General features: G+C 65.2%; 25 protein-coding genes and 1 pseudogene. 11 read left to right on the forward strand and 15 right to left on the reverse strand.

Annotated features, from left to right (window positions below; all coding sequences use genetic code 11):
• Positions 1 to 75: 75 nt before the first annotated feature.
• The 6 genes and pseudogenes from tnpC to LAJ19_RS07570 all read right to left on the reverse strand — a co-directional run bounded on the left by tnpC (position 76) and on the right by LAJ19_RS07570 (position 5917).
• The gene (gene tnpC, locus LAJ19_RS07545; RefSeq protein WP_225475167.1) at positions 76 to 1440 is read right to left on the reverse strand and encodes an IS66 family transposase; all 1365 of its coding nucleotides are present in this window, start codon (positions 1438 to 1440) and stop codon (positions 76 to 78) included.
• A gap of 62 nt (positions 1441 to 1502) precedes the next feature.
• Positions 1503 to 1748, reverse strand: a pseudogene (locus LAJ19_RS07550) (IS4 family transposase); the annotation flags it as partial.
• Positions 1749 to 2145: 397 nt separating this feature from the next.
• Complete coding sequence (locus LAJ19_RS07555) at positions 2146 to 3564, reverse strand: O-antigen ligase family protein (RefSeq protein WP_225475168.1); 1419 nt, start codon at positions 3562 to 3564, stop codon at positions 2146 to 2148.
• A 71-nt stretch (positions 3565 to 3635) separates the two neighbouring features.
• Positions 3636 to 4025 carry a type II secretion system protein gene (locus tag LAJ19_RS22055; protein ID WP_432804199.1) on the reverse strand — a complete coding sequence of 130 codons (390 nt, stop codon included), beginning with the start codon at positions 4023 to 4025 and terminating at the stop codon, positions 3636 to 3638.
• Positions 4026 to 4299: 274 nt separating this feature from the next.
• Positions 4300 to 5439, reverse strand: a complete 1140-nt coding sequence (locus tag LAJ19_RS07565) for a transposase (protein WP_225475169.1) — start codon at positions 5437 to 5439, stop codon at positions 4300 to 4302.
• Positions 5440 to 5614: 175 nt separating this feature from the next.
• Complete coding sequence (locus LAJ19_RS07570; RefSeq protein WP_225475170.1) at positions 5615 to 5917, reverse strand: KGG domain-containing protein; 303 nt, start codon at positions 5915 to 5917, stop codon at positions 5615 to 5617.
• 1232 nt (positions 5918 to 7149) lie between these two features.
• Here LAJ19_RS07570 and LAJ19_RS07575 point away from each other — a divergent pair.
• Positions 7150 to 8139, forward strand: coding sequence for a polyprenyl synthetase family protein (locus LAJ19_RS07575; RefSeq protein ID WP_225475171.1), 990 nt, complete (start codon positions 7150 to 7152; stop codon positions 8137 to 8139).
• A gap of 45 nt (positions 8140 to 8184) precedes the next feature.
• Here the strand turns inward: LAJ19_RS07575 and LAJ19_RS07580 are convergent, their stop codons facing one another.
• From LAJ19_RS07580 to LAJ19_RS07600, 5 genes are read right to left on the reverse strand one after another with little or no spacing between them, the layout of a single operon-like run.
• On the reverse strand, positions 8185 to 9000 hold the full coding sequence (locus tag LAJ19_RS07580; protein ID WP_225475172.1) for an N-formylglutamate amidohydrolase: 816 nt from the start codon (positions 8998 to 9000) through the stop codon (positions 8185 to 8187).
• A 40-nt stretch (positions 9001 to 9040) separates the two neighbouring features.
• Positions 9041 to 10129 carry a LysM peptidoglycan-binding domain-containing M23 family metallopeptidase gene (locus LAJ19_RS07585; RefSeq protein ID WP_225475173.1) on the reverse strand — a complete coding sequence of 363 codons (1089 nt, stop codon included), beginning with the start codon at positions 10127 to 10129 and terminating at the stop codon, positions 9041 to 9043.
• A gap of 54 nt (positions 10130 to 10183) precedes the next feature.
• The gene (gene dtd, locus LAJ19_RS07590; RefSeq protein WP_225475174.1) at positions 10184 to 10624 is read right to left on the reverse strand and encodes a D-aminoacyl-tRNA deacylase; all 441 of its coding nucleotides are present in this window, start codon (positions 10622 to 10624) and stop codon (positions 10184 to 10186) included.
• A 1-nt stretch (position 10625) separates the two neighbouring features.
• Positions 10626 to 10901 carry a DUF1844 domain-containing protein gene (locus LAJ19_RS07595; protein WP_225475175.1) on the reverse strand — a complete coding sequence of 92 codons (276 nt, stop codon included), beginning with the start codon at positions 10899 to 10901 and terminating at the stop codon, positions 10626 to 10628.
• A 59-nt stretch (positions 10902 to 10960) separates the two neighbouring features.
• Positions 10961 to 11326: a hypothetical protein gene (locus tag LAJ19_RS07600; RefSeq protein WP_225475176.1), complete on the reverse strand. Its 366-nt coding sequence runs from the start codon at positions 11324 to 11326 to the stop codon at positions 10961 to 10963.
• A 446-nt stretch (positions 11327 to 11772) separates the two neighbouring features.
• On the opposite strand from LAJ19_RS07600, the gene LAJ19_RS07605 reads away from it, so the two are divergent.
• Positions 11773 to 12393 carry a C40 family peptidase gene (locus LAJ19_RS07605; RefSeq protein ID WP_225475177.1) on the forward strand — a complete coding sequence of 207 codons (621 nt, stop codon included), beginning with the start codon at positions 11773 to 11775 and terminating at the stop codon, positions 12391 to 12393.
• 132 nt (positions 12394 to 12525) lie between these two features.
• Here LAJ19_RS07605 and LAJ19_RS07610 read toward each other — a convergent pair whose 3' ends face one another.
• The gene (locus LAJ19_RS07610) at positions 12526 to 13179 is read right to left on the reverse strand and encodes an outer membrane lipoprotein carrier protein LolA (protein ID WP_225475178.1); all 654 of its coding nucleotides are present in this window, start codon (positions 13177 to 13179) and stop codon (positions 12526 to 12528) included.
• 103 nt (positions 13180 to 13282) lie between these two features.
• Positions 13283 to 14416 carry a hypothetical protein gene (locus LAJ19_RS07615; RefSeq protein ID WP_225475179.1) on the reverse strand — a complete coding sequence of 378 codons (1134 nt, stop codon included), beginning with the start codon at positions 14414 to 14416 and terminating at the stop codon, positions 13283 to 13285.
• A 68-nt stretch (positions 14417 to 14484) separates the two neighbouring features.
• Between LAJ19_RS07615 and LAJ19_RS07620 the strand changes: the two genes are divergently transcribed.
• From LAJ19_RS07620 to LAJ19_RS07660, 9 genes are all read left to right on the forward strand, one after another.
• Positions 14485 to 14985, forward strand: coding sequence for an LEA type 2 family protein (locus LAJ19_RS07620; RefSeq protein ID WP_225475180.1), 501 nt, complete (start codon positions 14485 to 14487; stop codon positions 14983 to 14985).
• 21 nt (positions 14986 to 15006) lie between these two features.
• Complete coding sequence (locus tag LAJ19_RS07625; protein WP_225475181.1) at positions 15007 to 16197, forward strand: amidase; 1191 nt, start codon at positions 15007 to 15009, stop codon at positions 16195 to 16197.
• Entirely contained in the window at positions 16194 to 16628 is a 435-nt protein-coding gene (locus LAJ19_RS07630) for a hypothetical protein (RefSeq protein WP_225475182.1), read from the forward strand. The genes LAJ19_RS07625 and LAJ19_RS07630 overlap by 4 nt, the downstream gene beginning before the upstream one ends.
• Before the next feature lie 96 nt (positions 16629 to 16724).
• Positions 16725 to 17186 carry a hypothetical protein gene (locus tag LAJ19_RS07635; protein WP_225475183.1) on the forward strand — a complete coding sequence of 154 codons (462 nt, stop codon included), beginning with the start codon at positions 16725 to 16727 and terminating at the stop codon, positions 17184 to 17186.
• 103 nt (positions 17187 to 17289) lie between these two features.
• Entirely contained in the window at positions 17290 to 18669 is a 1380-nt protein-coding gene (gene miaB, locus LAJ19_RS07640) for a tRNA (N6-isopentenyl adenosine(37)-C2)-methylthiotransferase MiaB (RefSeq protein ID WP_225475184.1), read from the forward strand.
• A 70-nt stretch (positions 18670 to 18739) separates the two neighbouring features.
• Positions 18740 to 19249: a hypothetical protein gene (locus LAJ19_RS07645; RefSeq protein WP_225475185.1), complete on the forward strand. Its 510-nt coding sequence runs from the start codon at positions 18740 to 18742 to the stop codon at positions 19247 to 19249.
• 214 nt (positions 19250 to 19463) lie between these two features.
• Positions 19464 to 20072, forward strand: a complete 609-nt coding sequence (locus LAJ19_RS07650) for a hypothetical protein (RefSeq protein ID WP_225475186.1) — start codon at positions 19464 to 19466, stop codon at positions 20070 to 20072.
• Positions 20073 to 20185: 113 nt separating this feature from the next.
• Positions 20186 to 20737: a hypothetical protein gene (locus LAJ19_RS07655; RefSeq protein WP_225475187.1), complete on the forward strand. Its 552-nt coding sequence runs from the start codon at positions 20186 to 20188 to the stop codon at positions 20735 to 20737.
• A gap of 153 nt (positions 20738 to 20890) precedes the next feature.
• The gene (locus LAJ19_RS07660) at positions 20891 to 22213 is read left to right on the forward strand and encodes a glycosyltransferase family 2 protein (RefSeq protein WP_225475188.1); all 1323 of its coding nucleotides are present in this window, start codon (positions 20891 to 20893) and stop codon (positions 22211 to 22213) included.
• A gap of 73 nt (positions 22214 to 22286) precedes the next feature.
• Here the strand turns inward: LAJ19_RS07660 and LAJ19_RS07665 are convergent, their stop codons facing one another.
• Both LAJ19_RS07665 and LAJ19_RS07670 read right to left on the reverse strand, forming a co-directional pair.
• On the reverse strand, positions 22287 to 23234 hold the full coding sequence (locus tag LAJ19_RS07665; protein WP_225475189.1) for a ring-cleaving dioxygenase: 948 nt from the start codon (positions 23232 to 23234) through the stop codon (positions 22287 to 22289).
• 127 nt (positions 23235 to 23361) lie between these two features.
• Complete coding sequence (locus LAJ19_RS07670; RefSeq protein WP_225475190.1) at positions 23362 to 24537, reverse strand: acetyl-CoA C-acyltransferase; 1176 nt, start codon at positions 24535 to 24537, stop codon at positions 23362 to 23364.
• Positions 24538 to 24546: the final 9 nt, after the last annotated feature.

The following is a 24546-nucleotide window of genomic DNA, read 5'->3' on the forward strand; positions in this document are numbered from 1 at the left end:
AGACCGGTCGGCGATAAAGGTCACCCAGACACCTGAAGTCTGACGGCAACCGATACAAAGCTACGCCGTATGTGATTAGCGACGCAGGCTGATCAGGACGTCAACGGGGTCCTGACCACGCAACCGCGCGGTCTCCACGGTGGACTTGATGCGCATGTACGTCTGCGCGCCCAGTGCATTCTTGCTGCACTGCGAGACTTTCCGGGCGATCACCACCGACCGCAGGCTCCGTTCCGCCGCATTGTTCGTCGGCGGGATATCCGGGTCGACCAGAAATCTCAGCAACCGTCCCTGTCGATGCTGCTTCAGCAGGCCCAGCCGCAGGCGTTCGTTCCCCGGGGTCTTCAGTGGGCGCCGATACAGCAGCGCCTCCAGGCGCAGGGTGAGTGCCTCACCCTGCACTCGGTACTCGTCCCGGTTGCATCCTCCACGACGGTGATGGGCATGCAGCGCCATCAACGCCCGACACACCTCCGCCAGACGCTGCCCATAGTCCCGGCCGCGTCCCCGTTTCCCCTGAACCTGCTCGCTGGTGGTCTGTGCATTGCGCAGGACATGGGCCAGGCACTTCTGTTGCTGGACACCTGCCAGCGTGTGACTGTCATACACTGTGAAGCGGTCACACACCAGCACGCCCCCGAAGTCGTTGCCGATCACCGCGCGCAGCTCCGCATTCGTGTGCTGGAGGTTCGCCCGGAAGACGACGGTATCTGCCGACCGGAAGGTGCTCACCCAGGCCTGAGTCGCGTCCATTCGCCAGCCGGTGTCGTCGTGGTGTACGTAGGGTGCTGCCCGCAGCGCCCGTTCCAGCGCCGTGACGTGCGTCGCCAGTGGGCTCCCATCACGCGCCAGACGCTGTGCCGCCTGGGTGATGGCGCCCTGAGTCACCTGAAACCCGGTCGTCAGACGCAACACCCGGGCGATGCGGCGCTGCGGGAGACCGACCTCGTGATGCAGCGCCTGGATGGTGGCCGCCAGACGGGGGCCGCACCGGTGGGCCGTGGCCCCGCGTTGGTCCGGTCGGAGATCGGCATGCGCGCCACGCACGGCCTGCCCGCACTGCGGGCAGGCCATCACCGGCACGTGATACGCGGTGATCTGCACGGTCTGAGCGGGCAGATCACTGATCCAGGCGCGGTCATGGCGCGTGAAGATCAACTCACCGACATATCCGCAGGCGGTGCACGTATTGGGCACGGGGACGTCGATGACGCGGTCCTCCTGCTCCCGAGCAGGAGGACGCTTGTATGTGAACACCCCCTCACCCGCACGACGACCGGCGGTCTTCGGGTGAGCCTTTCGGCTGCCACGACTGTGCGGCGCGGCATACTTGCGTTGCAGACGCTCCAACTGCTCGATGCGCTTCTGGAGCTGTTCGATCTGCTCGGCCTGCCGACGGATGATCTCGTGGAGATCCTGTTCCGTCAGCGGCGCGGTCATGCCGATCATCCTATTCGATGCGCTGTTGCGACCCGACGCCTGGAGGCGCTAATCAGATACGCTACGCCGCTATCAATAAGGTTCGTTTCGTGGACTGTCCGCGCGACCATGCGGATGATCGAACTGGGTGTCGCATCGCGGTCACTATGCACCGCAATTTTGCGATGCAGCGTGGACTCGGCCTGAAGGATGCCGAACAGGACCTCGGTCAGGCGGCGGAGGGTGTCGGAGCGGTGGTGCGGCAGGCGTTCTTTGAGGTACGCGGCGAACGTGTCAACATGGGCAAAGGCAACACTGGGACGGATCACACCCCCATTTGTTGCCCTTTATCCTGCTTTTCCGCGTTCTGGAAGACATTTACCTCAACCTGTCAGGTCCTGAGCAGCACAACTTCAAACTGAAGATGTCCGGCACAGAGAAGAAATATTTAAGCATGTGCTTGTTCTGTCTACTAACGTCAGGAATAAATAGGCAGAAATCGCTGGCAGAAGATGTAAGGTGATAACTTCGGTTGGCTTTAAAAGCAGTATAGTGATAAGATATCACGTCGTTTGCGAAGGGTAAGAATGGATTTCTCCTTAAATCGACGATTTTATGGAAGGAATCATTGTTGTTAACTAAAGAAATGCAACTTTTCATAGTAGTAGCGATCTACCGTGCTGAGCAGTTACCTAGTTCTTACATCTGAAAGCGCATTTTGACGATTTATTCAATTGTTAGGTCTCGACCTAAAGCATAGCCTACAGGGGAATGCTTGCTATAACTACCCGCGATGGCAAAACCCAGGAGTACAGCCGCGATAGGGGTCACGGCAATCGTAGTGAACCAAGCGAGTAGATATATACCATACAAGGTGCAGGCGGTTAAGAGTATTTTTTCCTTGTATCCCCCCCATTTTATAATTATTTGACCGCAGTATCCTAAAAGCAATATAAGAATCAGCAGGCTAACAACTCCATGGCTGTAAAGTTCTTCCAGAATAGCGTTATGGGGCTTCACCATAATAAAAAACTTCATCCTTTTGAATTCCATGTCAGGACCATACACCATGTGCAAAAATCCTAAGCTCTTTGCTGTTTCGTCCAATTTCAATCCTAACACAGGCTTCATGAGATCAATATACTCTTTATGTGATAGAGAACGGAAAAAGTTCATTTGTAGAGTATCTAACCCCCAACCGGTTAATGGTCGCTCGCCAGCCAATCGGAGAGTACCTCTCCAGATGATGATGCGACCTTGTAAGCTAGAGCCGCCTGCAGAAGCATCGGATTTTGCGACTGAAGTGACTCTGGAAACGACCCCAGTTTTAAAAAGAAGAATGTTTATTTTTGTTAGAGCAGAAGACCCTATAATTAATACGAGAAATGAGATTATAATTGTTAGTCCAATGATGCGATCTCTTTTTTTAAAAGAAATCCACCCTAAAATTCCTACTTGGTATATAAGCGCTAGATAAAGAGCGGTTTTATTATTAGTTGTGGCAATTCCAATTGCATTAGTCAAAGACCAAAGCAGGAATAACCACCGATACCGTATCAGGATTAATGGAAGAGCAAGCATAAGCAGCCAGAATCCACCTATCCAGCCGGAGTTGCCGACAGTTGCAATAGGATAGAAAGCACTAACCTCTTTTTGTAGATCTGGAATTACAAACCATTCACTTCCAATTAATGGATTAAATCCAATTCTTTCTAATACGGATATGATAGTAATAATCAAGCTTGTTATAAAGAATATATGCATGTAAAACGGCACGTCAGATGAATCGTCCTTTTGTATCATACTTACTAAAATAAAGATTCCTACAATTAATACAGTTTGAGTGAGTCCTGTGTACCAGTTGGGCCAGCCAACCAGCGTGAATGCTCGATATGGAGAGAAGCTAAGATTAGCTAAAGCGATCCAACCTATATAAGCCGTACTTAAAGCCACAACAGGTCGTGAAATGCTCAGTTCTAAATTTTTTCGTGCGAGAAACAGAGTTGCTGCAAGCACCGTCAACCATAGCGCGGTCACGAGAAGTTTTGGAAGAGCGAAGAAACCTCCAGGAAGGGAGATCGGAAGAATGAAAAGAAGTGTTGCCGCAGTGCCGAATGCAGCGAAATCACGAAGATTTAGGCTCATGAGCACCTCCATTGTAAAGCTTACGAAGATAAAAAAACCGCCCCAGAGGGCGGTCCTTTGGGGCCAGTAAATTACTTGGCAGAGGTGTAGGTCGCGGTCGCGTTGCTGCCACCGTTGTAGGTGATTGTAGTGCTGTACTGGCTCGTGTTGCTGGTGCAGGTTACCGCTGTGATAGGAGCGGGGGCGTTCACGCTAGCGGTCTCACTGCCAGAGGTCACAGTCACAACACCGGCAGTGGAGCGCGCGCTGCAGACTGCATCCTGACCCGTGCTAGTGGCGTTCCCAGTTTCGACGGCGGCCATCGCCGTTAGGATCTGCCGGCCGACACTCTGAGCGGCGGCATCGTTCGCTTTCTTGCGAGCGCCGAGCAGGTTGGGGATCAACACGGCGGCCAGGATGCCGATGATCGCGATCACGATGAGGAGCTCAATCAGGGTGAAGCCTTGGGTGCTGTTCTTCATGGTGTACTCCTGTGGGCCCCTGGTATGCACTTATAAGATAAATTCCAGCGGGCTGGGGATGGCGTTGGAGAATGGGTGGTTCCCCCTCTCACATCTCCATATTATCCACCCTCTCTCACAAACTTATTACTGTTCACGATCTTAGCTCTATTCCGGGCAATATTATTGGTAGTCTGTTGGGTCTGGTAGTATTGACGATGAACACAGCTAATTTCGACTTCTTGAGTTTCTCGCTGGACCCAGAAACACGGGCTCCTCAGTACCCGACAGTTTCTCAGATGTGCGTCTTGGACGGCATGAACAGGTCAATCAGTCGTAGGAGGGGCAGCTCTTCGTGATCAACCTTCCGGCTGATGGCGCGAACCAGGGCCCGTAAGCCCAGCGTCACGACGCTCCAGGCCCGGCGACCATGCTGTTTGTTCGGGCAGATCTCGGGGATGCCCGCCAGCACGCACCAGACGTCGGTCAGGGTCAGCAGGCACAGGAGGCGCTCCACGTGATCGTGGAGCGTCATAGGCGTATTTTCCAACTTGAAGCCCTTGCTTTTGAGGGCCCGAAACAGACACTTGACTCGGAAGCGATGACGATACTGCGCCTGAATGGCGGTCACGGCGCCGGTGTTGCTGGCAATGATCAGGGCGTCTCCGTCCGGTGTGGACGTCAACACGACGTTCATCGGCTGCCCGTCGACCTCGGCGTGCTCGACCAGCAGACCGGCACTGCCGGTCTGCAGACGGCCCAGCCAGTCCTGAGCAGACCACTCGTCCATTGGACTGTCGCGTCGCAAGCGCACACAGATCGGAATGCCTTTCTGCGCCAGGCCCTGAATCCAGTCGTGTCCGACGAACTCACGATCCGCGTACAGCACGCGAATCTGTGACGCCGTGAGCAGGCACAGCGCGTCATCCATCAGGGCGTGGCGCACCGCTGTATCGCTGCTGCCCCCGTGGGGCAGCAGCTCGAACAGCAAGGGGACCGCCACACCGCGCCACAGCACCGCCAGCATCAGGACGTTCACGTCCGTCTGACCGTATCTCCAGTTCGTACGGTCGATGATGAACTCGCGAGGCCGCGTCTGTGGGAGCAGCGCCAAGACGACATGGGCCACATCGGCGGGACACAGTGGATGGCGATCAAAAAAGCGCTCCACGCGGCGAATCACCGAGCTGGTCTGCGCGCGTCCAGAGAAGCGCGCCGCAAGTTCAGCGTGCCGGACATCTTTGGCCTGAAGCAGCGCGAGCACCATCAGCGACAGCAGCTCCACCTGGTTCTTGCGGAACTCCGGAAAGTGCGCGGTGAAGCAGCGGGTCAGTTTGGCCAGGACATCGGGAGACGCACACTGTTCTCGCGTGTTACTCGCGGTTTTGCAACCTCCCAGAGAAACTGTCGGGTACTGAGCACGGGCTCTATCCATCAAGTTTCAGCCAGTCAACGGACTACCATGTTTTCGTTCCGAGCCACGTAGCATCGTTTGGTTCAGCCACGGAACGCTTCCCAAAGGGAGAGTCTGACAATTAGACAAAGTGAGCTGGACGCTGGACTAGCCACCCTTGTGAGTGCTAAAGGTCGTTCGTATTGCAGCTGTGCAGTCAGTTGTTCCGGTTCTGCTGGGTGTCGTCCGTGTCGTTGCGTTGGTTGCGCATCTGGTTGCGGCTGCCGTGAGAGGCTTCGCCGCCTTTGCGTCCAATCTCAGCCATGTGCTGCCGGTTGGAACTGACAGCCTGCCCGCCTTTTCGACCCGCTTCGCGCGCCTCTTCGCTGGTAAACTCGTGGGCGTTGCCGCTTTCATGAGCGGCCCGGCCGCCTTTCGAGGCGATTTCGCGCTGGCGGGCGGGGTCCATGCCGGCGAAACCGCGCCGGACGTTGCCGTTGGTTCTGTTGTTGCTGGTCATGTTGGTACCTCCTTGGGGTGCCGGGGCCGGGTGCATTGTCCGCGGTGGCTGCGCGACGTGTTCACTGTCGCGCGTTGAAGCGAACCCGACATGACAGAGGCATGATTGAGGTGGTGACCTGATTGTGCGTCCTTCTTGATTCTGGTGAAGAGACCTTCACTTTGATGTCAAGAGGTGAGGAAGGTGGTCAGGTCAGAGACAACGGCCCTGACAAGAGGACAGACCGGCGGGCTCCAGCGTCCGGTGAAGGAATTCAGTCCCCTGTTCCCCGCCGCCTTCCACTTGTAAGCCAGGGCAAGGGAATGACCCTCTCATGGGGTGCCCATCCACTGCCGTATACGTGGGCCGCCTGTCATCAGCAGGGCGGATGACATTGCAGCCGGTTCACTTCACGCCTACAGGCCTGTCTTGTCAGGCAGCCCTGCGCAATGCAGGTGGGTGCGTTGCCGAGCGAATTGTTCAGGTGGGGCTGGACGTCCGCTCAAGGGAACTGGGCAGAACCGGGGCATGGCAGGTGCTCAGCGGTCTGCGCCTGGGCTGCTGCGCAGCAGGACGAACCTTCACCGCCGTGGCGTGCGGCGCTGTCACCCACCCCCGCGGTATCCAGGCTCAGGTGGGCACTGCGTTGGCCCGCGGGGTCACCGGCCTGGCAGGTCCAGGGGGCAGTGCTTGTGTGGTGCGGCCGTCAGGCTCAAGCTCTGTGCCGGACCCGTCGGTGATAGTGCCGCAGGCCTGACGGAGGCCGCCTGGAACGATCAGGGCAAGCGGATGGAGACGGTGATTCCCGAGTGGGAGTGGCAGATTCACTCTGGATGCTCAAGGGGCTCCCGCCGACCTTCGCCCCGCGGTCTTGCAGTGCCCGCCGTACACCACTCATGAGGTCACGAACGGAGAGGCGATCGCTGTTGTCGAACGCAGGCGCTTGGGCGCCACGGGCCGCCGGCTGACTTCCGTGTCGCAGAGGGGTTCACGTTGTGGGCGCGGGCGGCAGTTCCGCTGCTGGTCTGGATGCGAAGGCGGCTGGTGCCCTGCAGGTTGGCGCAGGACGCGCTATGTCCGAATCACGGCAGGGTCAGGTGGCGCCGTTTGCCGCTCCGGGGAGGTTAAGGGGCGGGCGGCATGAGGCCGTGGCCGGCGGCATTCCTGCACGTGGCTGTCCGGCGGCCTGCACTTTCTTCTCTCCGCCTTCTTCCGGCCGGACGGCCTGGAGGGATGCATTATGCTGCCCGGCGATGCGTCCTGAGCTGCTGTCCCGCGTGTTGTCCCTGCTGCCCGAGTCGGCGGTCCGACCGGAACTTGATGAGTATTACGCCATGCTGCGCGACTATCCGCAGCGGGGCGGGAAGGGCATTCGCAGTGAGCTGCTGCTCGCCAGCGCGCGCGCGCACGGGGTGGTGGAGGGCACGGCGGCGTGGGAGGGGGCGCTGTGGCTGGCCGCAGCGCTGGAATTGTTCCAGAACTGGGTGCTGATTCATGATGACATCGAGGATGACAGTGAGGAGCGCCGGGGCCGGCCGGCCATGCACCGCCTGCACGGCGTGCCCCTGGCGATCAACGTGGGTGATGGGCTGCATGCGTACATGTGGGCGGCCGTGCACCGTTCGGGGGTGAGCGGCGCGGTGCCGGCGTTCCTGGACATGATTCACCGCACGGCGGAGGGGCAGCACCTGGACCTGTGCTGGGTGGAGGGCCGCACCTGGGCGCTGCGCGAGGAGGACTACCTGGATATGGTGCGCCTGAAAACGGCGTACTACACGGTGGTCGTGCCGTTGCAGCTGGGGGCGCTGGCGGCGGGTGTGGTGCCCAGCGAGGCGTTCGGTGCGGCAGGGCTGGCGCTGGGGGCCGCTTTCCAGATCCGTGATGACGTGCTGAACCTGAATGGGGATGCCGGGACGTACGGGAAGGAGATTGGTGGGGACCTGCTGGAGGGCAAGCGGACGCTGATCGTGCTGCACTGGCTGGCCGGGGCGCCCGCCCCTCAGCGCGAGGTGTTTCTGGAGCAGATGCGCCGCGACCGGCCGGCAAAGGACGCGGCTGTCATTGCGCAGATTCACCGCTGGCTGCTAGAGAGTGGCAGCGTCGCGTACGCGCAGGCGTTCGCGGACCGGGAGGCGCAGGTGGGTCTGACCCTGCTGGAGGACGCCCTGGCGGGGGTGCCGGATCCGTCCGCGGCTGCGGCGCTGCTGCGCACGGTTCGCACGCTCGCCTCCCGCGATCATTGACTTCAGCGTGAGGGGCGTGGGGGCTTTTCGACCTGACCCGGCGGTTCAGGTCAGGAGGGTCAGGGCAGCGTGCGCAAAATCACGGAACGCGCGGTTCAGGTCGCTGATCATGTGGTCGTCCGGGTGAGTGTCAGGGCCGGTGCCGCGCAGGTACAGGCCGGCATTCACCTCGATCCCGAAGGCGGGCACGGCGCTGCGGGCGTGGTGGGTGGCGCTGAGCGTATCGGTCTGCCAGGGCACCCCGATGGTCACGTCGCGCGGGGCATGCTCCGGCAGGACCGGCGTGAAGTGCTGCGCGCAGGCGTCACGCAGCGCTGCCCAGTGCTGGCGCGGGAAGGTGGGGGCATGATCCGTTCCGGTCATGAGGCACACGGCGGGTCGTGGCGCGCCCTGGTCTGGCCCGAGGGCCGGGCCGGTGGCGGCCATGCAGTGACCGACGATCATCAGCGCGGCGCCCTGAAGTTCACTGGTGATCAGGGCGTCGAAGGGATCCCAGTGGCGGCGCAGGCGCTGTTCGCGCGCTTCGGGGGTGAGGACGAAACCGGGGGGGTAGAGAGGTTGTCGGTCGAAGGTGGTGAGTTTGATGACGCCGTTGTCCTCCTGGTCGTCACGGGTCCGGTTCAGGTCGACCGCGAAGCGGCTCCAGGGCGCCTGGACGTGCCGGGCGCCGGGCACGTGGTAGATCAGGTCGGTGTAGGGGTCGCCGTCGAGGAATACGCGCCGCAGGTGCCGGTCCCGGGTGGCGGTGTGCTGCGCGGCGTCGCCCAGCATGTCGTGCAGGATGTCGGCGGGCAGGGCGCCCGAGGCGTGCGGGGTGACCACCAGCAGGGCTGCGGGCTGCGTGCAAGGAGCGTCAGTCACGCGCCGAGCATACCGCTGCGGGGCAGCGGGCCGGGTGGGGTCAGCGGGGCCAGACGCGGCCCATCCACCCGGCGGGGTTGGTGCCCTCGCCCCGCACGCGCAGTTCGAGGTGCAGGTGCGGGCCGGCGCTCAGACCGGTGGTGCCGACCTCACCGATCTTGTCGCCGCGCCTGACTGTCTGCCCGACTTTCGCCGTGACCCTGCTCTGGTGGAAGTACAGGCTGACGAGTCCGGCGCCGTGATCAATGACGACCAGGCCACCGCGTACGGGGTAGCGCCCGGCGATGACGACCGTTCCGTCATTGACCGCCAGGACGGGCGTACCGGCCCGGGCGGGGTAGTCGGTGCCGAAGTGGTAGGCGACGGGACCGCCGGCAACGTAGGTGCGGGGCTGACCGAAGGAGGAACTGCTGGGCGTGACGCCTTTGAGTGCAGGGGCGAAGGGCCGCGTCCAGGCCTGCGGGGTGCGCCGGGCGTACGCCTTTTCGACCAGTGCGTCCTCGTTCTGCCGGGCCGGGTCAACGAGGACCTTGCTGATGCTGGACGGGAGGTTCAGGTGCTGGATGGGATCGTCAAGCGCGATGACCGGAATGCGGCCGCGGACGAGTTCGCCGTTCAGGGTCACCTCGTACACCAGCGGGGTGGTCTTGCCGAGGACCACGCGGCCGAGCACCACGTACTCGCCCGCTCCGCCGGTGGGGCGCAGGATCTCGTTGGGCTGGCGGACGTCCTCGCCGACTTCACTGGGGAAGCGGACGGTGGCCTGCGCGGCACGGGGGCCACTGAGCTGAACCGTGAACGCCTCCCCCATGCGCAGGCTCGCGGGCACGGTGATGTTCACGCCGGCGATCCGGGCGGTGGGAGGCGTGGGGGCGAGTTGCTGGTCGTCCAGTGGTGGGGGCAGGCTGGGGGTGCTGGAGGCGGGAGGGGTGGGCCTCTGCGGGGGGAGCTGGAGTTCCTGTCCGACCTCCAGGGTGGTGCTCTTAAGGTTGTTCAGGCGGATCAGGGCGTCGACGGTGGTGCTGCTGGCACGCGCGATGGAGTAGAGGGTATCGCCGGGCCGGACGGTGTAGGCCGCTGCGCTGCCCAGGAGCAGCAGGGCGGCCAGGGTGCTGAATCGGCGCGTCATGGCCTTCAGGGTATGACCTGGACGTGAGAAACCGGCGGGCGGGTGCAGGTGGCGTCAGTCGAGGTCGAGGGTGAGCGTCACGGGGCCGTCGTTCGTGAGGTCCAGGACCATGTGTGCCCCGAAGATCCCCTCGCCCACCGGGAGGCCCTGGTCGCGCAGGGCCGCGTTGAAGGTGCCGTACAGGGCGCGGGCGTGTTCGGGTGCGGCGGCGCCCGTAAAACTGGGGCGGTTGCCGCTGCGGGTGTCGGCATACAGCGTGAACTGGCTGACGCTGAGGATCCCGCCGCCGATGTCCTGCACGCTGCGGTTCATCCGGCCCCGGTCATCGCCGAAGATCCGGAGCCGGGCAATCTTGCCGGCCAGGGTGCGGGCGGTAAGGTCCGTGTCGCCGGGCGCGACGCCCAGCAGCACCAGCAGGCCCGGTCCGGTCTGGCCGGTGACCTCGCCGTTCACGGTGCAGGTGGCGCGGGTGACGCGCTGCAGGGTGGCGCGCACTTCAGTTGGTGTCCGGCGTGGGGGCCTGCAGGCGTTCGTGAACGCTGGCGATGGCGTTCGTGAGGAGGTCCGCCTCGGTGAAGTCCAGGTTTCCGCGGGTTTTTTCGGCGAGCATGGCCAGGAGTTTCAGGCTGCGTTCGGCCGTCTGCCGTGCACGTCGTTCGTCGAGCAGGCCGTCGCGGGCGGCGCTGGCTGTGGCGGCGTTCAGGTCGCCCAGCGCCGCTTCGGCCGTGGCCTGGAGGGAGTTCACGAGTCCGACAAAATCGGGGTGGGGCATGACGGGCAGTGTACCGCTGCGCTCCCCAGGGCGACCGGGGCGGGCTGATTGCGGGCGCGTCAGGGGGTGAGGCGGGGGCGTTTACTGCGGGCTTCGCGGCGGGTTTTGGGGTCCAGGCCGATCAGCAGGAAGAAGTTCTCCAGAGCGTTTTCCTGCCCTTTGATGTCGGCGTATTCATGTTCGGGGGTGCCGGTGACGAACGGCAGGGTGCGGTAGAGATCCAGGGCGTGCTCGATGACCTCGTCGGGGCCGTGTTCGTCAGCGTAGGCGCCGAGCCTGGTGTAGATTTCGCGCCGGCTTTCGGCGTGTTTCAGGAAGGCGTCCGGGTGAGGTGTTTCACTGGCGCGCAGCATGTCCTGTCGGGCGATGCGGCGGTAGTGTTTCAGACCCGTCTGAATCTGCTCGGTGGACAGGAGTTCCTTCATGTCGCTTCCCAGAGTACCTGGGGGCAGGCGTCGGGTGCGCGTGCTGGATGGACACTCAGGCGAGTGAACTGAGGTACATGTGTCTCGTGCGTATCATCATGCATAAACGCGCTATCTGCACAGAAGGTCAGCTGAGCGAACGCGAGCGTCACCATCCGCCTGACACGATTGAGCCGATGAGGCGCGGGGGTTTTTGGCAAGCCGAAACCGTGTGAACTGTGAGGATGACGAAAAACCCTCAATGGGGGCTTCTGACGTTACAGGCAGGTTAAATCTCCGTCTTTTGAATGTGAGTGGCTTTCTGAGAATCCTGACCAGACCTGGACCAGGGCCTCTCACAAGGCCTCCACACAGCCCGCATAGAGTCCGTATGGGTGCATAAACAGGTGCCGTTTGCAGATGAATTAAGGGCGAATAAATAAAGATGCGTTAAACTTCAAGGGTCGATGAACGCCTCCCGAATCTTCCTGACCCTCCTGGCCCTCAGCGCAACGGCTCACGCCGCCACGTACACCGTCAAACCCGGTGACACGCTGTACTCCATCGCCCGCGCCACCGGTGTTGACGCCGCCACCCTGCTGAAGCTCAACAGACTCGGCAGCTCCACCATCCAGGTCGGGCAGAAACTCAGCACTGGCGGTTCAGGCGCCCCGGCCCAGTCGGCGCCCCGCGCTGTCACCGCCCCCACGCAGCAGGGCAGCTCCTTCATCCGCGCCGCCGCCACACGCTTCCTGGGCGTCCGCTACGTGCTGGGCGCCACGGGCAACGGCGGTCTGGACTGCAGCGGCTTCACCCTGAACGTTTTCCGCCAGCTCGGCGTGAACCTGCCCCGCACCGCCGCCCAGCAGTGGCACACTGGCAGTGCCGTCAGCCGCCGCGACCTGCGCGCCGGCGACCTCGTGTTCTTCAACACCATGGGCCGCACCGCCAGCCACGTCGGCATCTACATGGGCGACGGCATGATGGCCAACGCCAACAGCTACCACGGCCGCACCCTGATCGAGCCGCTGTTCGGCAACGCCTACTGGGCCAGCCGCTACGACGGCGCCCGCCGCGTCCTGAACTGACCACCAGATCGCAGAGCGTTCACCGACTCCCCCCGCCCCACCGGCGGGGGGCTCTGCTTTACCTACTTCCCTGTGGTTCACACAGCAGCCGCCTGCGCCAGAGTTCGGCGCAGGCGGCGAAACGAAGGGCTGTTACTGCTTGATGATCTGTGCGTCCTTGGGCAGCATCCGGATCGCGCTGGCGGTCAGGCCACTGTTGACCTTGTAGTTCGAGACCGTCAGGTCCGCCAGGGTCCTGCCATTGCTGCCGACCAGCTGAATGCGGGTGGGACGCCAGCCGGCCTCCGTGATCCACACGCGGGTGCGGTCCGTGCCGCCGCTCTTGGCGGTGGCCTCCAGCTGGTACAGCCGCTTGCCAGCAGCACCGGTGGTGCCGACGAGTTTCACGTTGTAATTCGACAGCAGGTCCGCAGTGTTGCTCAGCTGCGTGAAATCCAGACCCAGACCCGCCTGACTGGCGGCCTTCTGGGCGCTGGTCACGGTGATCTGGTTGGTGAGGTACATGTACTGCCGAATCTCGTTCTTATCAGCCACGACGACGTTATCGGCCAGGGCGTCCGGCGCGGCGAACTGCACGCGGGCAAGGCTCTGCGCCGGGATGGCCTTGATCGTCAGGTCCACTTTCTGGGCGGACGTATCCAGGGAGGCGGTGCCACTGAGGCGGAACGTGACATCCCGGGCGGCTTTCTGGGTGGCGTCCACCTTGCCGATGATGTCCTGGGCAGTCTGGGCTCCGGCGGCCGGAAGAAGGGCCGCCAGAAGGGTCAGGGTCAGGCGTCTGGTCATGTCCGGCAGTATCACGCCCTGACTCATGAGAAGGGAAGCCTGCGGCTGACCACGGCTTTATTCATGCGCCCAGACGAGATTTCCTGTCATATTCACGTCAGGTTCACTTCGGGCTGGGCGCCAGAGGCAGCGCGTACGAGACCCTGACCCCGAAGCCCGTTTGCCCGGTCAGGGTCCGGCCACCATTCACGTTCAGGGTCACGTTGCCCGGGCCGGCCACCAGCGTGGCCTCGGCGCCCGCCCGTAACGGCGCACTGGCCAGGCGCCACGGTTCGTACGCGGCATACACCCGCACGCTGCTGCCCTCACCCAGTACGTCCAGGGCGCCGACACTGCCGGTCACGCCCCAACTGCGCCGGGCATCGAAGGTGGCGGCGGTCGTCCAGTCACTCACGCCAATCAGTGCGTCAAGATTCAGGCTCAGTCCTGCCGGCGTGGCGTACCCGACACCCCCTGTGGCGGCCAGCATGTCCCGCCCGGCGCGCGCGCCCAATCGCCAGGACAGCGTGCCCACCGGCTCCGTTTCCGGTTCGGCCGGCCCGGCCTCGACAGGCGCCTCCGGTCCGGTGGGCTCCGGCAGGTCCCCCTCCACGGCAGGGGCCTCGGCCTCATGCGCCGCCGGGTCCGCGTCCCCTGCGGGCGCGCCCTCTCCGTCCTCCTCCTCTGGCGGCAGCGCGCGCGTCAGAACCCGGCGGCCCTCCACGCCCAGCAGCGCGTGATCCTGCGCGCCGAATTCACCGCCAAGCACCGCGACCAGGTCACGGTTCACGCGGTAACGCACCGTCAGGTCGCCACTGCGGCCGCTGGGGCGCAGGTCTGCGGGTGCCAGGGCAAACGTGGCCAGCGGGTCCGCCGCCGTGACCGGCACCGTGAAGAACGCGGCGCCGCCGGTCACCGCCACCGGACCGGCGCTGCCGGACACCCGGGTGTCCAGGTGAACGCCGCCCTGCCCGGTCACGGTGAGGGCAGTGCGGGCATTCACGGCCGCCAGAGGGGGCAGGCTCAGCCCGCGGGCGTACGTCACAGTGAAGGCGCGGGTGCTGACGCCCGCCGAGACGGTCCCCCCGAGGGCGTCGAGGTCACTGACGCCCAGCGTGCCCCAGGTGCTCCAGGTCCACGGCTCGGCGGGCCGTGCGTACGCCACACCGAAATTCAGGGTGGCCGCGTGGGCCGCGCCGGAGAGCAGCGTGCCCAGCAGGGCAAAGCGGAAAGCCGCGTGACGGGAGGAGGAGGCCATGCGCGCAGCGTAGCAGCCCGCCCCCGTCCGGTCAGGTTCACGTGAGCCGCGCGGGCTACGCTGCGCTCATGCGACGTGTTCCCGCAGCGGCCCTGGCTCTTTCCGCCCTTGCCCTGAGCGCCTGCGCCCCACTGAATCAGGTTGTGCAGGTCCCGCAGGTGGACGTGCAGCAGGTGCGCCTGACCAGCCTGACCCTTCCCGGCGGGTTCAGCCGTGCGCCCGTGGCCCAGCTCACCATGACCCTGAGGGTCACGAACCCCAACCCGCTGCCGCTGCGCCTGGCGAACCTCGCCGGCAGCCTGGTGATCGACGGCGCGCCGGTGGGCGACGTGACCTTCCCGAACGTGGACCTGCCCGCCCGCGGCAGCGCCGAGCAGGTCGCGCAGATCACCCTGCCCGTCACGCTGAACACCGCCGCCGCCTTCCTGAAAGTGGCGCGCGGCCAGCTGGTCACGTACCGCGTGGACGGGGGGTTCACCGCGGACTTCGGGCCGCTGGGACTGCAGAACTTCGGGCCGTTCACGCTGTCGCAGGGACAGTGGAAGCAGGCGCCGATCATTCCGTTCTGAAAGGCGCGCTACGCTGGGCAGGTGAGTGACGTCACCCCCGAGTCCGCTTCTGCCGAGTTCCTGGACGCGCCGCGCGCCTGGGCGTACCGGCCGGCCTCTCCCCTGCCCGGCCGCCCGGGCGGCCCGCTGAGCGGCCTGACCTTCAGCGTGAAGGACCTGTTCGGCGTCCCGGGCTGGCCGCTGGGCGCCAGCACCCGTGCGCCCGTCCCGGACCCTGGGGTGAGTCCCCTCGTTGCTCACCTGCTCGCGCTGGGCGCTAGTGCGACCGGTAAAACGCACCTGCACGAGATCGCGCTGGGCATCACAGGCCGGAACGGGTACGGCGGCACCGTCCACCCCACGCAGCCTGGGCGGGTTCCGGGCGGCAGCAGCAGCGGCGCGGCCGTCACTGTGGCACTCGGGCAGGTCGATTTCGCACTGGGGACCGACACCGGCGGCAGCATCCGCGTGCCGGCCGCGTGGTGCGGCGTGGTGGGCTTCAAACCCACCAAGGATCACCCGGCGTGGCCGACGACCGGTGTGCTGCCGCTTTCCGGCACGTGCGACCACGCCGGGCCTCTGGCCCGTGACGTGCGGACCATCACGCGCGTCCACGAGGCGCTGACTGGAACGCTGGTCCCGCCGGTGACCCCGGCTGGGCTGCGCGTGGGGCTGTGGCTGCCGGACGGTTGGGTCACGCCGGACGTGCACGCCGCCGTGCACGCCTACGCCCGCACGCTGGAGGCCGCCGGGCTGACCGTGACCCCGGTGGACTTCCCGGAGGTGCTCGACGCCTACACGCCCATCGTGCTGAGCGAGGCGGCGGCGGTGCACCGCGAGGCCCTGCGCCTGGAGAACCCGGGGTTCCTGCCGTTCACGCTCGCGGCCCTGCGCCAGGGCGCCGCACTGACCGGGGCGGAGGTCACGGCGGCGCACGCGCGGCGCGCCGCCTACCGCGCGCTGCTGGACGACCTGTTCCGGCAGTTCGACCTGCTGCTCGCGCCGGCCGTGCCTGCCCCGCCTCCTCTGGCGGAGCAGGACGAGGTGGCACTGCCCGGCGGACCGGAGACGCTGCGGCGCGCGGTGCTGCGGCTCACCGCGCCGTTCAGCCTGCTGGGCGCGCCAACACTGGCCCTCCCCACGGCGACGCCGTTCGTGGGCGTGCAACTGGTCGCCCCGCACGGCGAGGATGACCGCCTGCTGGGTCTGGCCGGCACGCTGAAACGCGCGTGAGGACCGCCCTGGCGGCGCTGCTGCCGCTGGGCACGCTGCTGGGGGCGTGCGCCCCCGTCACGCAGGCGAATCCCACCCTCACGTACGCAGGAGAGGTGCGCGTGCTGCTGCGCCCGCAGCGCGTCCGCGTCACGTACACCGTCAATCCCGTGACGCACGACGCGCGGGGGCAGTACCGCAACCTGAGCAGTGGTGACAGCTTCGCGCTGCGCGGCACGCAGCTCCCCGGTCCAGCCGGCGCGGTCCTGACGGCCACCATCGACCCCGGAGAGACGCCGCGCCTGAATGCCAGTCTCCTGGGGTTTGGGGTGAGCAACGTGCCCCTGAAAGCGGCTGGGCTGCTCACCGGCACGGTGACCGGCGAGACGCTGACGGGCACCCTGAGGGTCAACGGCTTAGCGTACCCGTTCACGCTGCGCGCTGAACGCTGAGGCGTCTCCCCGCCGCGCCGCCCCGGCCGTGCCCGGACTCCCCGGCGGCGCTCAGGCGTCAGGCCCGCTTCATGAGCGCTGCTTACGCTGGCAGGCATGCGCTCCCTCCTCCGTCCCGTTCAGTTCGCCCCCTTCCTCCTGAGCGCTCCGCTGCTGGGAAGCTGCGCGTGGGGCGCGTACTTCCCGCCCGTCACCGCCCTGGAACAGCAGGTGAACGGCGTGTACGAGGGCGTGGGTGTGGGGCCCACCGGCCGCGTGCCATACCGTCTTGCGCTGAGCGTGGTGGAACGCGACGGTCGCGTGAGCGGCAGCCTCGTGAATCTGGAAAGCCGCAAGACGTACGCCGGGAACGGTACCTTCAAACGCCTTCAGGACGGTACGGAGCTCACCATGAATCTGTACGAGAACGGCGCGGCTCGTGCCAACCTGTACCTCGTGCACCGCGAGCATGACGGGCAGGCTCGCCTGGACGGACACCTGCGCACCGTTCTGTTGGGCCGTGAGGCACTGGGCTACACCCTCACCCTGCACCCCACCCAGGGCGCCGGGACTCCCTGAAGAACGCAGTCCGCGGCGCGGTACAATCCGGCGTTGCGTCTGCCCCGTGCAGGCGCGAGATCAAGGCCCCGGAATCCATCCGTCAGGCCCAGTGGAGGCACACATGAAAGCTCACCTGATCACCTACGGGTGCCAGATGAACGAGTACGACACGCACCTCGTGGAGTCACAGCTGGTCAGTTTCGGCGCGGCCATCGTGGACAGCGCTGACGAAGCGGACTTCATCCTGATCAACACCTGCGCCGTGCGGGGCAAACCGGTCGAGAAGGTTCGCAGTCTGCTGGGCAACCTGCGCAAAGTCAAAGCGCAGCGTCCCCTCGTGGTTGGCATGATGGGCTGCCTCGCGCAGCTCGATGAAGGGCAGCAGATGGCCCGCAAATTCGGCGTGGACGTCCTGCTCGGCCCGGGCAGCCTGCTGGACATCGGCCGGGCCCTGGAAAGCAACGAACGCTTCTGGGGTCTGGCGTTCAAGGACGACCTGCACGACCACATTCCGCCGCCGCCCACCGGGAAGCTGCAGGCGCACCTGACGATCATGCGGGGCTGCGACCACCACTGCACGTACTGCATCGTTCCCACCACGCGCGGCCCGCAGGTCAGCCGTCACCCCGACGACATCCTGCGTGAACTGGACACCCTGCTGACCGCGGGCGTTCAGGAAGTCACGCTGCTGGGCCAGAACGTGAATGCCTACGGCGTGGACCAGGGTGCGAAGCTCGGCGGTTACCCCAGCTTCGCGAACCTGCTGCGGCTGGTGGGGCGCAGCGGCGTGCGGCGCGTGAAGTTCACCACGAGTCACCCCATGAACTTCACGGAGGACGTGGCGGCCGCCATGGCCGACACCCCCGCCATCTGCGAGTACGTGCACCTCCCGGTTCAGAGTGGCAGCAACCGCGTGCTGCGCCGCATGGCCCGTGAGTACACCCGCGAGCAGTACCTTGCGCACATCGCCGCCATCCGCCAGCACCTGCCGCACGCTGTTCTCGCCACGGACATCATCGTGGGCTTCCCGGGCGAAACTGAGGAGGACTTCCAGGAGACCCTCAGTCTGTACGACGAGGTCGGGTACGACAGCGCGTACATGTTCGCGTACTCCGCGCGCCCCGGCACGCCCAGCTACAAGCATTTTGATGACCTGCCGCGCGAGGTGAAGACCGAACGCCTGGGCCGCCTGATCGCCCGGCAGAAGGACTGGAGCGCCCGGCTGAACGCCCGGAAGGTGGGCACCGTTCAGGAGGTGCTGCTGCGCGGCGACGCGCACGACCCCAGTTTCCTGGAGGGGCACACGCGCGGCAACCACCCGACCGTGGTGCCCAAAGCGATCGGCGCGAACCAGCCGGGCGTGTACCGTGTCCGGATCAGTCACGCGACCCCCCACATGATGTACGGCCACCTCATCGACGCTGAGGGGCGCGACCTGCCGGAACTGCCCACGCTGCATCCGGAGGCGGCTGCGCTGAGCACGCCACTCACCATGGCCTGAGGGCACCTGCCCTCCAGGTTCTCAGGGAACAATCATGTTCCTGCCCTCAGGAAGCGCGAAAGTGAGCCGCATGAATAAAGTGACCCTCGCTGCACTTTCCCTTACCGGTCTTCTTGCCTCCTGCGGCAGCCTCAGCAGCGGCCCGGACGGCTCCGAGAAACTCCTGAGCGTCACCACCGAGTACACCACGGGCGCGCCCGCCACGCCTGCCCTGTGCGATCAGCTCAACGGCGCGGCCAGCAAAAGCCAGCTGGTGATCGGCCTGAGCGCCAGCGGCACCATTCAGAACGTCAAGGTGAATCTCAAGGACAGCGCCGGAACCGTTGTGAGCACCACCGACGTGCCCGGCGGAAGCCTCCTGAAGGGCGCCCAGGACGGTCAGTACCTCATCGCGCTGGACCGCACTGCTTCCAAAAGCCTCACGGTCAGTTCCACCGTGCGTCCCACGGGCGCCGTGACGGTGGGGGCAGCCCCCACCGCCGCCCTTACGGCGGAGGTCATCATCACCCGCAGTCGTTCGAGCGTCACGGTGAAGAACGACACGCCCATCAACGTGTACGCCAGCTGCACGAAAGCCTGAGCATTCTTGCCCTGTCGCACCCCTGACTTCTGTTCAGGGGTGGTTTTTATCGGGGCCTGCCGACCCTCTGGGTCAGGTGCTGTTGCTGTGCAACGCATGCCTTTCATGCGTGTCTCATGCAGGCGGGCTGGCACCAGAGGCTTTTCTTGATCTGTGCAAGCGCGCTCAGGAAACCATCACGATTCCGTCAGGCTCACGCTCCAGAGTGAGAGTCATGAAACAGATGCTGCTCGTCGCCACAGGTGCCCTCGGCCTCCTCACCAGCTGCGGTTCGTTCGGCGCTGCGCCGGACGGCAGTGCCAATGCCCGGGTCTCCGGGGTCAGCACGGAGTACACCCTGTCCGGGACCAGCCCGGCGCAGTACGTCGGCTGTGATGTCATCACCAATCCCACCGACACCACCCGGGCCACGAGTACCCAGGTCGTCGTGACCTTCGCGGCGGCAGGCAGTATCTCCAAGGTAGACGTGACGCTGCGCGGCACCACCAGCAGCCAGTACGACGAAACGCAGACCATTCAGGGCAGCGGACTCGTCCGCGACGCAAACGGCGATTACAAGGCCGTCTTCGATTTCCGCTCCGCGACCGGTGACTACCTGCCAGCCAGTATCGTGGTTTCCCCCACTCCTCCGGCCATCCGGACCGTAAAACCGGTCACCGTGAACACGACTGATCGTGTCGGGTCGTTCTATGCGGACCTGAAGGTCTACACCACCACGGGCGCCGCATTCACCATTACCAGCAAGAACCTGGGCAGCACCGGCAACATCGCGGTTTACCGGAACTGCACCCTGGCAAATACGGCGCAGCCCCTGAACCGCTGAGTCCGGTTACGTCTCTGCGGCTGTCCCCCTGCTCCGGCGGGGGTTTTTCTTTCCTCAGACGCCCTTAAGGGCGCGTCACGAAAGGGTCAGGTTCGGCGGGCACAGTGAGAGGTATGAAAAAGAGAATGCTCGCCGCCCTCGGCCTGACCGGTGTTCTTGCAGGTTGCAGCAGCTCGGTGGTTGTCGGGACCACGGACCCCGTGCGCAACTTCCAGCTGCTCGCCTACCAGAGCCAGTACACGCTGCCCACCGCCTATACGGACAGCTCCACGGGCACCACCTATCCGGCAGGCACGTCCATCATCTGTGACAACCTCAGCACCCGGCTCAGCGTGACCCTGGACTGGGAAGGCACGATCAGCACGGTCGGGGTGCGCCTGGTTGGCCGGGATACCGGTACCACCCGCACGGTGTACTCCAACCCGCTGGGCGACGCGTACTCCGCGCATCCATCCACGTACGAGTTCACGGTGGGCGCAGGCACGGCCCCCCAGCGTGTGGGCACACCCATGCTGGGCGCGCAGGCAATCACGGTGACGCCTGTGAACACCTTCACCGTGAAGGGCGCGACGTTCGTTGACGTGCAGGCGGCGTCCTCGGACGGCACGGTCAGCCCGGTCCGTAAGAGCGTCCAGGCGCTCCCGATTGCCGATTGCTCCGTGTAATCTCCCGCCACTGCGCCGCTCCCTTACTGGCAAGGGGGGCGGCGTTCACTTCCCCCGGTGACGGGGCCTTCATGAGTGGCGTTTATGGGGGAAACAGGGCATAGTGGCAGGGTTATGCCGGACGCCACGACGGCGCCGGTCCTGAGGTGAATCTTGTCGACTGTTCTGAGTGCTGTTGATGCCGCCGCGCTGGTGGTGTTCTCCCTGTATGTTGCGCAGCAGTTTGCGGCGGCCACGCAGCCGCGCCCGACCCCGCCCGAGCAGGAGCACGGGGTGGGCATGACCTTCCTGATTCCGGCGCTGAACGAGGCGCAGGTGATTCACGCGACGCTGGAGAACCTGCGCGCCACCGTGCCTGCCGCGCGGGTCGTCGTGATTGACGACGCGAGTGATGACCGCACGGCGCAGATCGTCGCGGCGTTCGCGGAGCGCGATCCGATGGTGGTGCTGCTGCGGCGGACGCTGCCCGAAGCGCGGCAGAACAAGGCCAGCGCGATGAACTGGGCGGTGCAGCGGCTCCTGACTGAGGGGTTCTTCCAGCACCCGGAGCAGGACGTGATGGTGGTGCTGGACGCGGACGGACGGATCGGGCCGGAGTTTCCGCGTCAGGTGCGCGGCGCCTTCCACGATCCGAACGTCATGGCGGCGCAGGGCTGGATGCGGTTCCGGCAGACCGGTTCAGGACCAGGATGGTTTGGTGTCGTGCAGCGGATGATGCTGTTCCAGCAGGACCTGGAGGCGTTCATCACCGGGCATATCCAGCGCTACCGGCACCGGGGAGGCACGGCGTCCCTGACGGGGAACGGGCAGTGCATGCGGGCCAGTTACGTGCAGGACCAGCTGGCGCGTGGCGTGAGCCCGTGGCCGCACGTGCTGCTGGAGGATTTCGCGAGTGCGGTGGAGGTGCGGCTGCACGCCCCCGCCCACCGGGTGGCATACCTGACGGCGCAGGTGGGACAGCAGGGCATGGTGGAACTGCCGGGGTTCATCCGGCAGCGCGTGCGGTGGACGCAGGGGGCGATGGAGTGCCTGTCGTACCTGCCGCGCCTGTGGCAGCGGCCGGGGTCCGTGGTGACCCGGCTGGATTTCAGCTACTTCATTCTGGCGCCGTGGCTGAACGTGATTCTGCTGTCCAGTATCGTCAGTCAGGGGTTGCGCCGGGTGTTCGGCTGGGAAGGGCTGGCGCTGCCGGGCGCTGTGGGGGCGCTGCTCACGGTGCTGCCCCTGGCGTTTCAGCTGAACTGGGCGGTGCGGTACACGCTGGAGCGGCAGCTGCCCTGGACAGCGGTGCCGTACACGCTGCTGAGCCTGCCGGTGTACTCGTTTGTGCTGCTGCTGAGCCTGCCGATGGCGTACTGGCGGCATTTTACCGGGCAGCGGGGCTGGTACAAGAGCGTGCGTCATGATGACCGGCTGCCGGAGGATGGGGAGGGACCCGGCGGCGTGTCCCAGGAGCCCGCGCTGCGCAGTTCCTGACGCGTTGCAGGCGTGAACCGGGGCGGCCCCCAGAAGATGCTGGGGGCCGCCCCGGTTCATGCCATTTCGGGCGTTATTTCAGGGGCGTGAGGCCCGCTTCGATCTGTGTGCGGCGCGGTTCGAGGAAGGGCGCGAGAACCAGCGTCTCGCCCAGGTGGTCGGGGTGTTCGTCCACGGCGAAGCCGGGGCCGTCGGTGGCGAGTTCAATCAGAACGCCCTGGGGTTCGCGGTAGTAGATGCTGTGGAACCAGTGCCGGTCCACTTCGCCGCTGGTGCGCAGGCCCAGGCCGCTCAGGTGGTCATTCCAGGCGTGGTACTGGTCATCCTGGACGCGCAGGGCAAGGTGGTGAACGCCGCCTGCGCCGGGCCGGGCGGCAGGCAGGGCGGGGTCGATCCGCAGGTGCAGTTCTGCGTGTGGGCCGCCCTCACCCATCTGGTACACGTGAATGATGCGCGCGGGTTGTTCCGGGTCGGGGTACGTGCCGCTGGGGGTGAGGTGGTAGGCGCGTTCAAGGACGCGGGTGGTGGGGAACAGGTTGGGCAGGGTGAGTTCGCTGGGGCCCAGGCCGTGGATCTGCTTGTCAGCCGGGATGGGGCTGTGTTCCCAGGGGGTGCCCTGAGGGCCGCCTTCGACGAGGCTGAGGCGCTGGCCTTCAGGGTCGGTGAAGTCGAGGTGGGCGCGGCCGGCGCGGGTGACGCGCTGCGGGGCGCGGCCGCTGGCGCTGAGGTGCTCGTGCCACCACTCGAGGGTGCCCTCAGGGATGCGGAGGCTGGTGCGGCTGATGGAGTGGTTGCCGGGTTCCTCGCGGGGAACGGGCCACTCGAAGAAGGTGAGGTCGCTGCCGGGCGTGCCGTTGCGGTCGGCGTAGAAGAGGTGGTAGGCGGTGACGTCGTCCTGGTTGACGGTTTTCTTGACGAGGCGCAGGCCGAGCGTGTCGGTGTAGTAGCGGAGGTTCTCGCGGGCGTTGGCGGTGACGGCGGTGACGTGGTGCAGGCCGTGGGGGATGAGAGGTGGGGTCATGTCCTCAGTTTAATCGTTTGATGTTAAGTGATTGTGATGAGCCGACACCCGTTCTCCGGCGCCTGGCCGCACAGGAGGCGGGTCAGGTCTCCCCCACCCGCCCCCTCGACCCGCTCTGTTGCCCGGCTTACAGCACCTCGAAGAGCCCCGCCGCGCCCATTCCGCCGCCCACACACATGGTCGCCACCACGTACTTCACGCCGCGGCGCCGCCCCTCAATCAGGGCGTGCCCCACCAGCCGCGCGCCACTCATGCCGTACGGGTGGCCCAGCGAAATCGCGCCGCCGTTCACGTTCAGGCGCTCATCCGGAATCCCCAGGCGGTCCTGGCAGTACAGCACCTGCACCGCGAACGCCTCGTTCAGTTCCCACAGGCCGATGTCCTCCGTGTCCAGTCCGAAGCGGGACAGCAGTTTCGGCACCGCGTACACCGGGCCGATTCCCATCTCGTCCGGATCCGTGCCGGCCACCGCCATCCCCAGGTACCGGCCCAGCGGTTTCAGGCCGCGGCGTTCTGCCAGGCCGGCCTCCATCACCACGCACGCCGAAGCGCCGTCCGACAGCTGACTGGCGTTCCCGGCCGTGATCTGGTTGCCTTCACCACGCACGGCCTTCAGGGACTGCAACCCCTCCAGCGTGGTGTCCGGACGATTGCCCTCGTCACGCGTGATGGTGATCTCACGCATGGTCACCTCGCCCGTTTCCTTGTCCGTCACGGCCATGCGGGTCGTGACCGGAATGATCTCATCATCGAACAGACCCTGTGCCTGCGCGCGGGCGGTGCGCTGCTGCGAACGAAACGCATACTCGTCGCAGCGTTCCCGGCTGACCGAGTAGCGCTGCCCGACCACCTCGGCCGTGTCAATCATGGGCATGTACACGCCGTTATGCATGGACAGCAGTTCCGGGTCAGGCCCGACCCGCATCTCCTTGGTCTGCACCAGCGAGATGCTCTCCACGCCGCCCGCCACGCAGACGTCCATGCGGTCCACGATGATCTGCTTGGCGGCCGTGGCGATGGACATCAGGCCCGAAGCGCACTGCCGGTCGATGGACATGCCGGCCACCCCGACGCCCAGTCCGGCCCGCAGCGCGGCGTTGCGGCCTATGGTGGTCTGCACGCCCTGCTGCATGGCCGCGCCGATCACGCAGTCGTCAATCTCGCCGGCTTCCACGCCCGCGCGCTCCACGGCGGCGCGAATAGCGTGCGCAGCGAGCGTGGGTGAGGGCGTGGCGTTGAACGCTCCGCGGTACGCCTTGCCGATGGGGGTGCGGGCAGTAGAAACAATGACAGCTTCACGCATAGGGAACTC

This window comes from Deinococcus taeanensis (genome assembly GCF_020229735.1).
GTDB lineage: Bacteria > Deinococcota > Deinococci > Deinococcales > Deinococcaceae > Deinococcus > Deinococcus taeanensis.

What these genes read in the sequence shown, in the direction of transcription:
- LAJ19_RS22055 (WP_432804199.1), bottom strand. Translation starts at nt 4,025, where the DNA reads ATGAAGAACAGCACCCAAGGCTTCACCCTGATTGAGCTCCTCATCGTG.
- LAJ19_RS07565 (WP_225475169.1), bottom strand. Translation starts at nt 5,439, where the DNA reads ATGGATAGAGCCCGTGCTCAGTACCCGACAGTTTCTCTGGGAGGTTGC.
- LAJ19_RS07655 (WP_225475187.1), top strand. Translation starts at nt 20,186, where the DNA reads ATGAAAAAGAGAATGCTCGCCGCCCTCGGCCTGACCGGTGTTCTTGCA.
- LAJ19_RS07605 (WP_225475177.1), top strand. Translation starts at nt 11,773, where the DNA reads ATGAACGCCTCCCGAATCTTCCTGACCCTCCTGGCCCTCAGCGCAACG.
- LAJ19_RS07635 (WP_225475183.1), top strand. Translation starts at nt 16,725, where the DNA reads ATGCGCTCCCTCCTCCGTCCCGTTCAGTTCGCCCCCTTCCTCCTGAGC.
- LAJ19_RS07600 (WP_225475176.1), bottom strand. Translation starts at nt 11,326, where the DNA reads ATGAAGGAACTCCTGTCCACCGAGCAGATTCAGACGGGTCTGAAACAC.
- LAJ19_RS07615 (WP_225475179.1), bottom strand. Translation starts at nt 14,416, where the DNA reads ATGGCCTCCTCCTCCCGTCACGCGGCTTTCCGCTTTGCCCTGCTGGGC.
- LAJ19_RS07575 (WP_225475171.1), top strand. Translation starts at nt 7,150, where the DNA reads ATGCGTCCTGAGCTGCTGTCCCGCGTGTTGTCCCTGCTGCCCGAGTCG.
- LAJ19_RS07650 (WP_225475186.1), top strand. Translation starts at nt 19,464, where the DNA reads ATGAAACAGATGCTGCTCGTCGCCACAGGTGCCCTCGGCCTCCTCACC.
- LAJ19_RS07570 (WP_225475170.1), bottom strand. Translation starts at nt 5,917, where the DNA reads ATGACCAGCAACAACAGAACCAACGGCAACGTCCGGCGCGGTTTCGCC.
- LAJ19_RS07595 (WP_225475175.1), bottom strand. Translation starts at nt 10,901, where the DNA reads ATGCCCCACCCCGATTTTGTCGGACTCGTGAACTCCCTCCAGGCCACG.
- LAJ19_RS07665 (WP_225475189.1), bottom strand. Translation starts at nt 23,234, where the DNA reads ATGACCCCACCTCTCATCCCCCACGGCCTGCACCACGTCACCGCCGTC.
- tnpC (WP_225475167.1), bottom strand. Translation starts at nt 1,440, where the DNA reads ATGACCGCGCCGCTGACGGAACAGGATCTCCACGAGATCATCCGTCGG.
- LAJ19_RS07610 (WP_225475178.1), bottom strand. Translation starts at nt 13,179, where the DNA reads ATGACCAGACGCCTGACCCTGACCCTTCTGGCGGCCCTTCTTCCGGCC.
- LAJ19_RS07555 (WP_225475168.1), bottom strand. Translation starts at nt 3,564, where the DNA reads ATGAGCCTAAATCTTCGTGATTTCGCTGCATTCGGCACTGCGGCAACA.
- miaB (WP_225475184.1), top strand. Translation starts at nt 17,290, where the DNA reads ATGAAAGCTCACCTGATCACCTACGGGTGCCAGATGAACGAGTACGAC.
- LAJ19_RS07645 (WP_225475185.1), top strand. Translation starts at nt 18,740, where the DNA reads ATGAATAAAGTGACCCTCGCTGCACTTTCCCTTACCGGTCTTCTTGCC.
- LAJ19_RS07585 (WP_225475173.1), bottom strand. Translation starts at nt 10,129, where the DNA reads ATGACGCGCCGATTCAGCACCCTGGCCGCCCTGCTGCTCCTGGGCAGC.
- LAJ19_RS07670 (WP_225475190.1), bottom strand. Translation starts at nt 24,537, where the DNA reads ATGCGTGAAGCTGTCATTGTTTCTACTGCCCGCACCCCCATCGGCAAG.
- LAJ19_RS07620 (WP_225475180.1), top strand. Translation starts at nt 14,485, where the DNA reads ATGCGACGTGTTCCCGCAGCGGCCCTGGCTCTTTCCGCCCTTGCCCTG.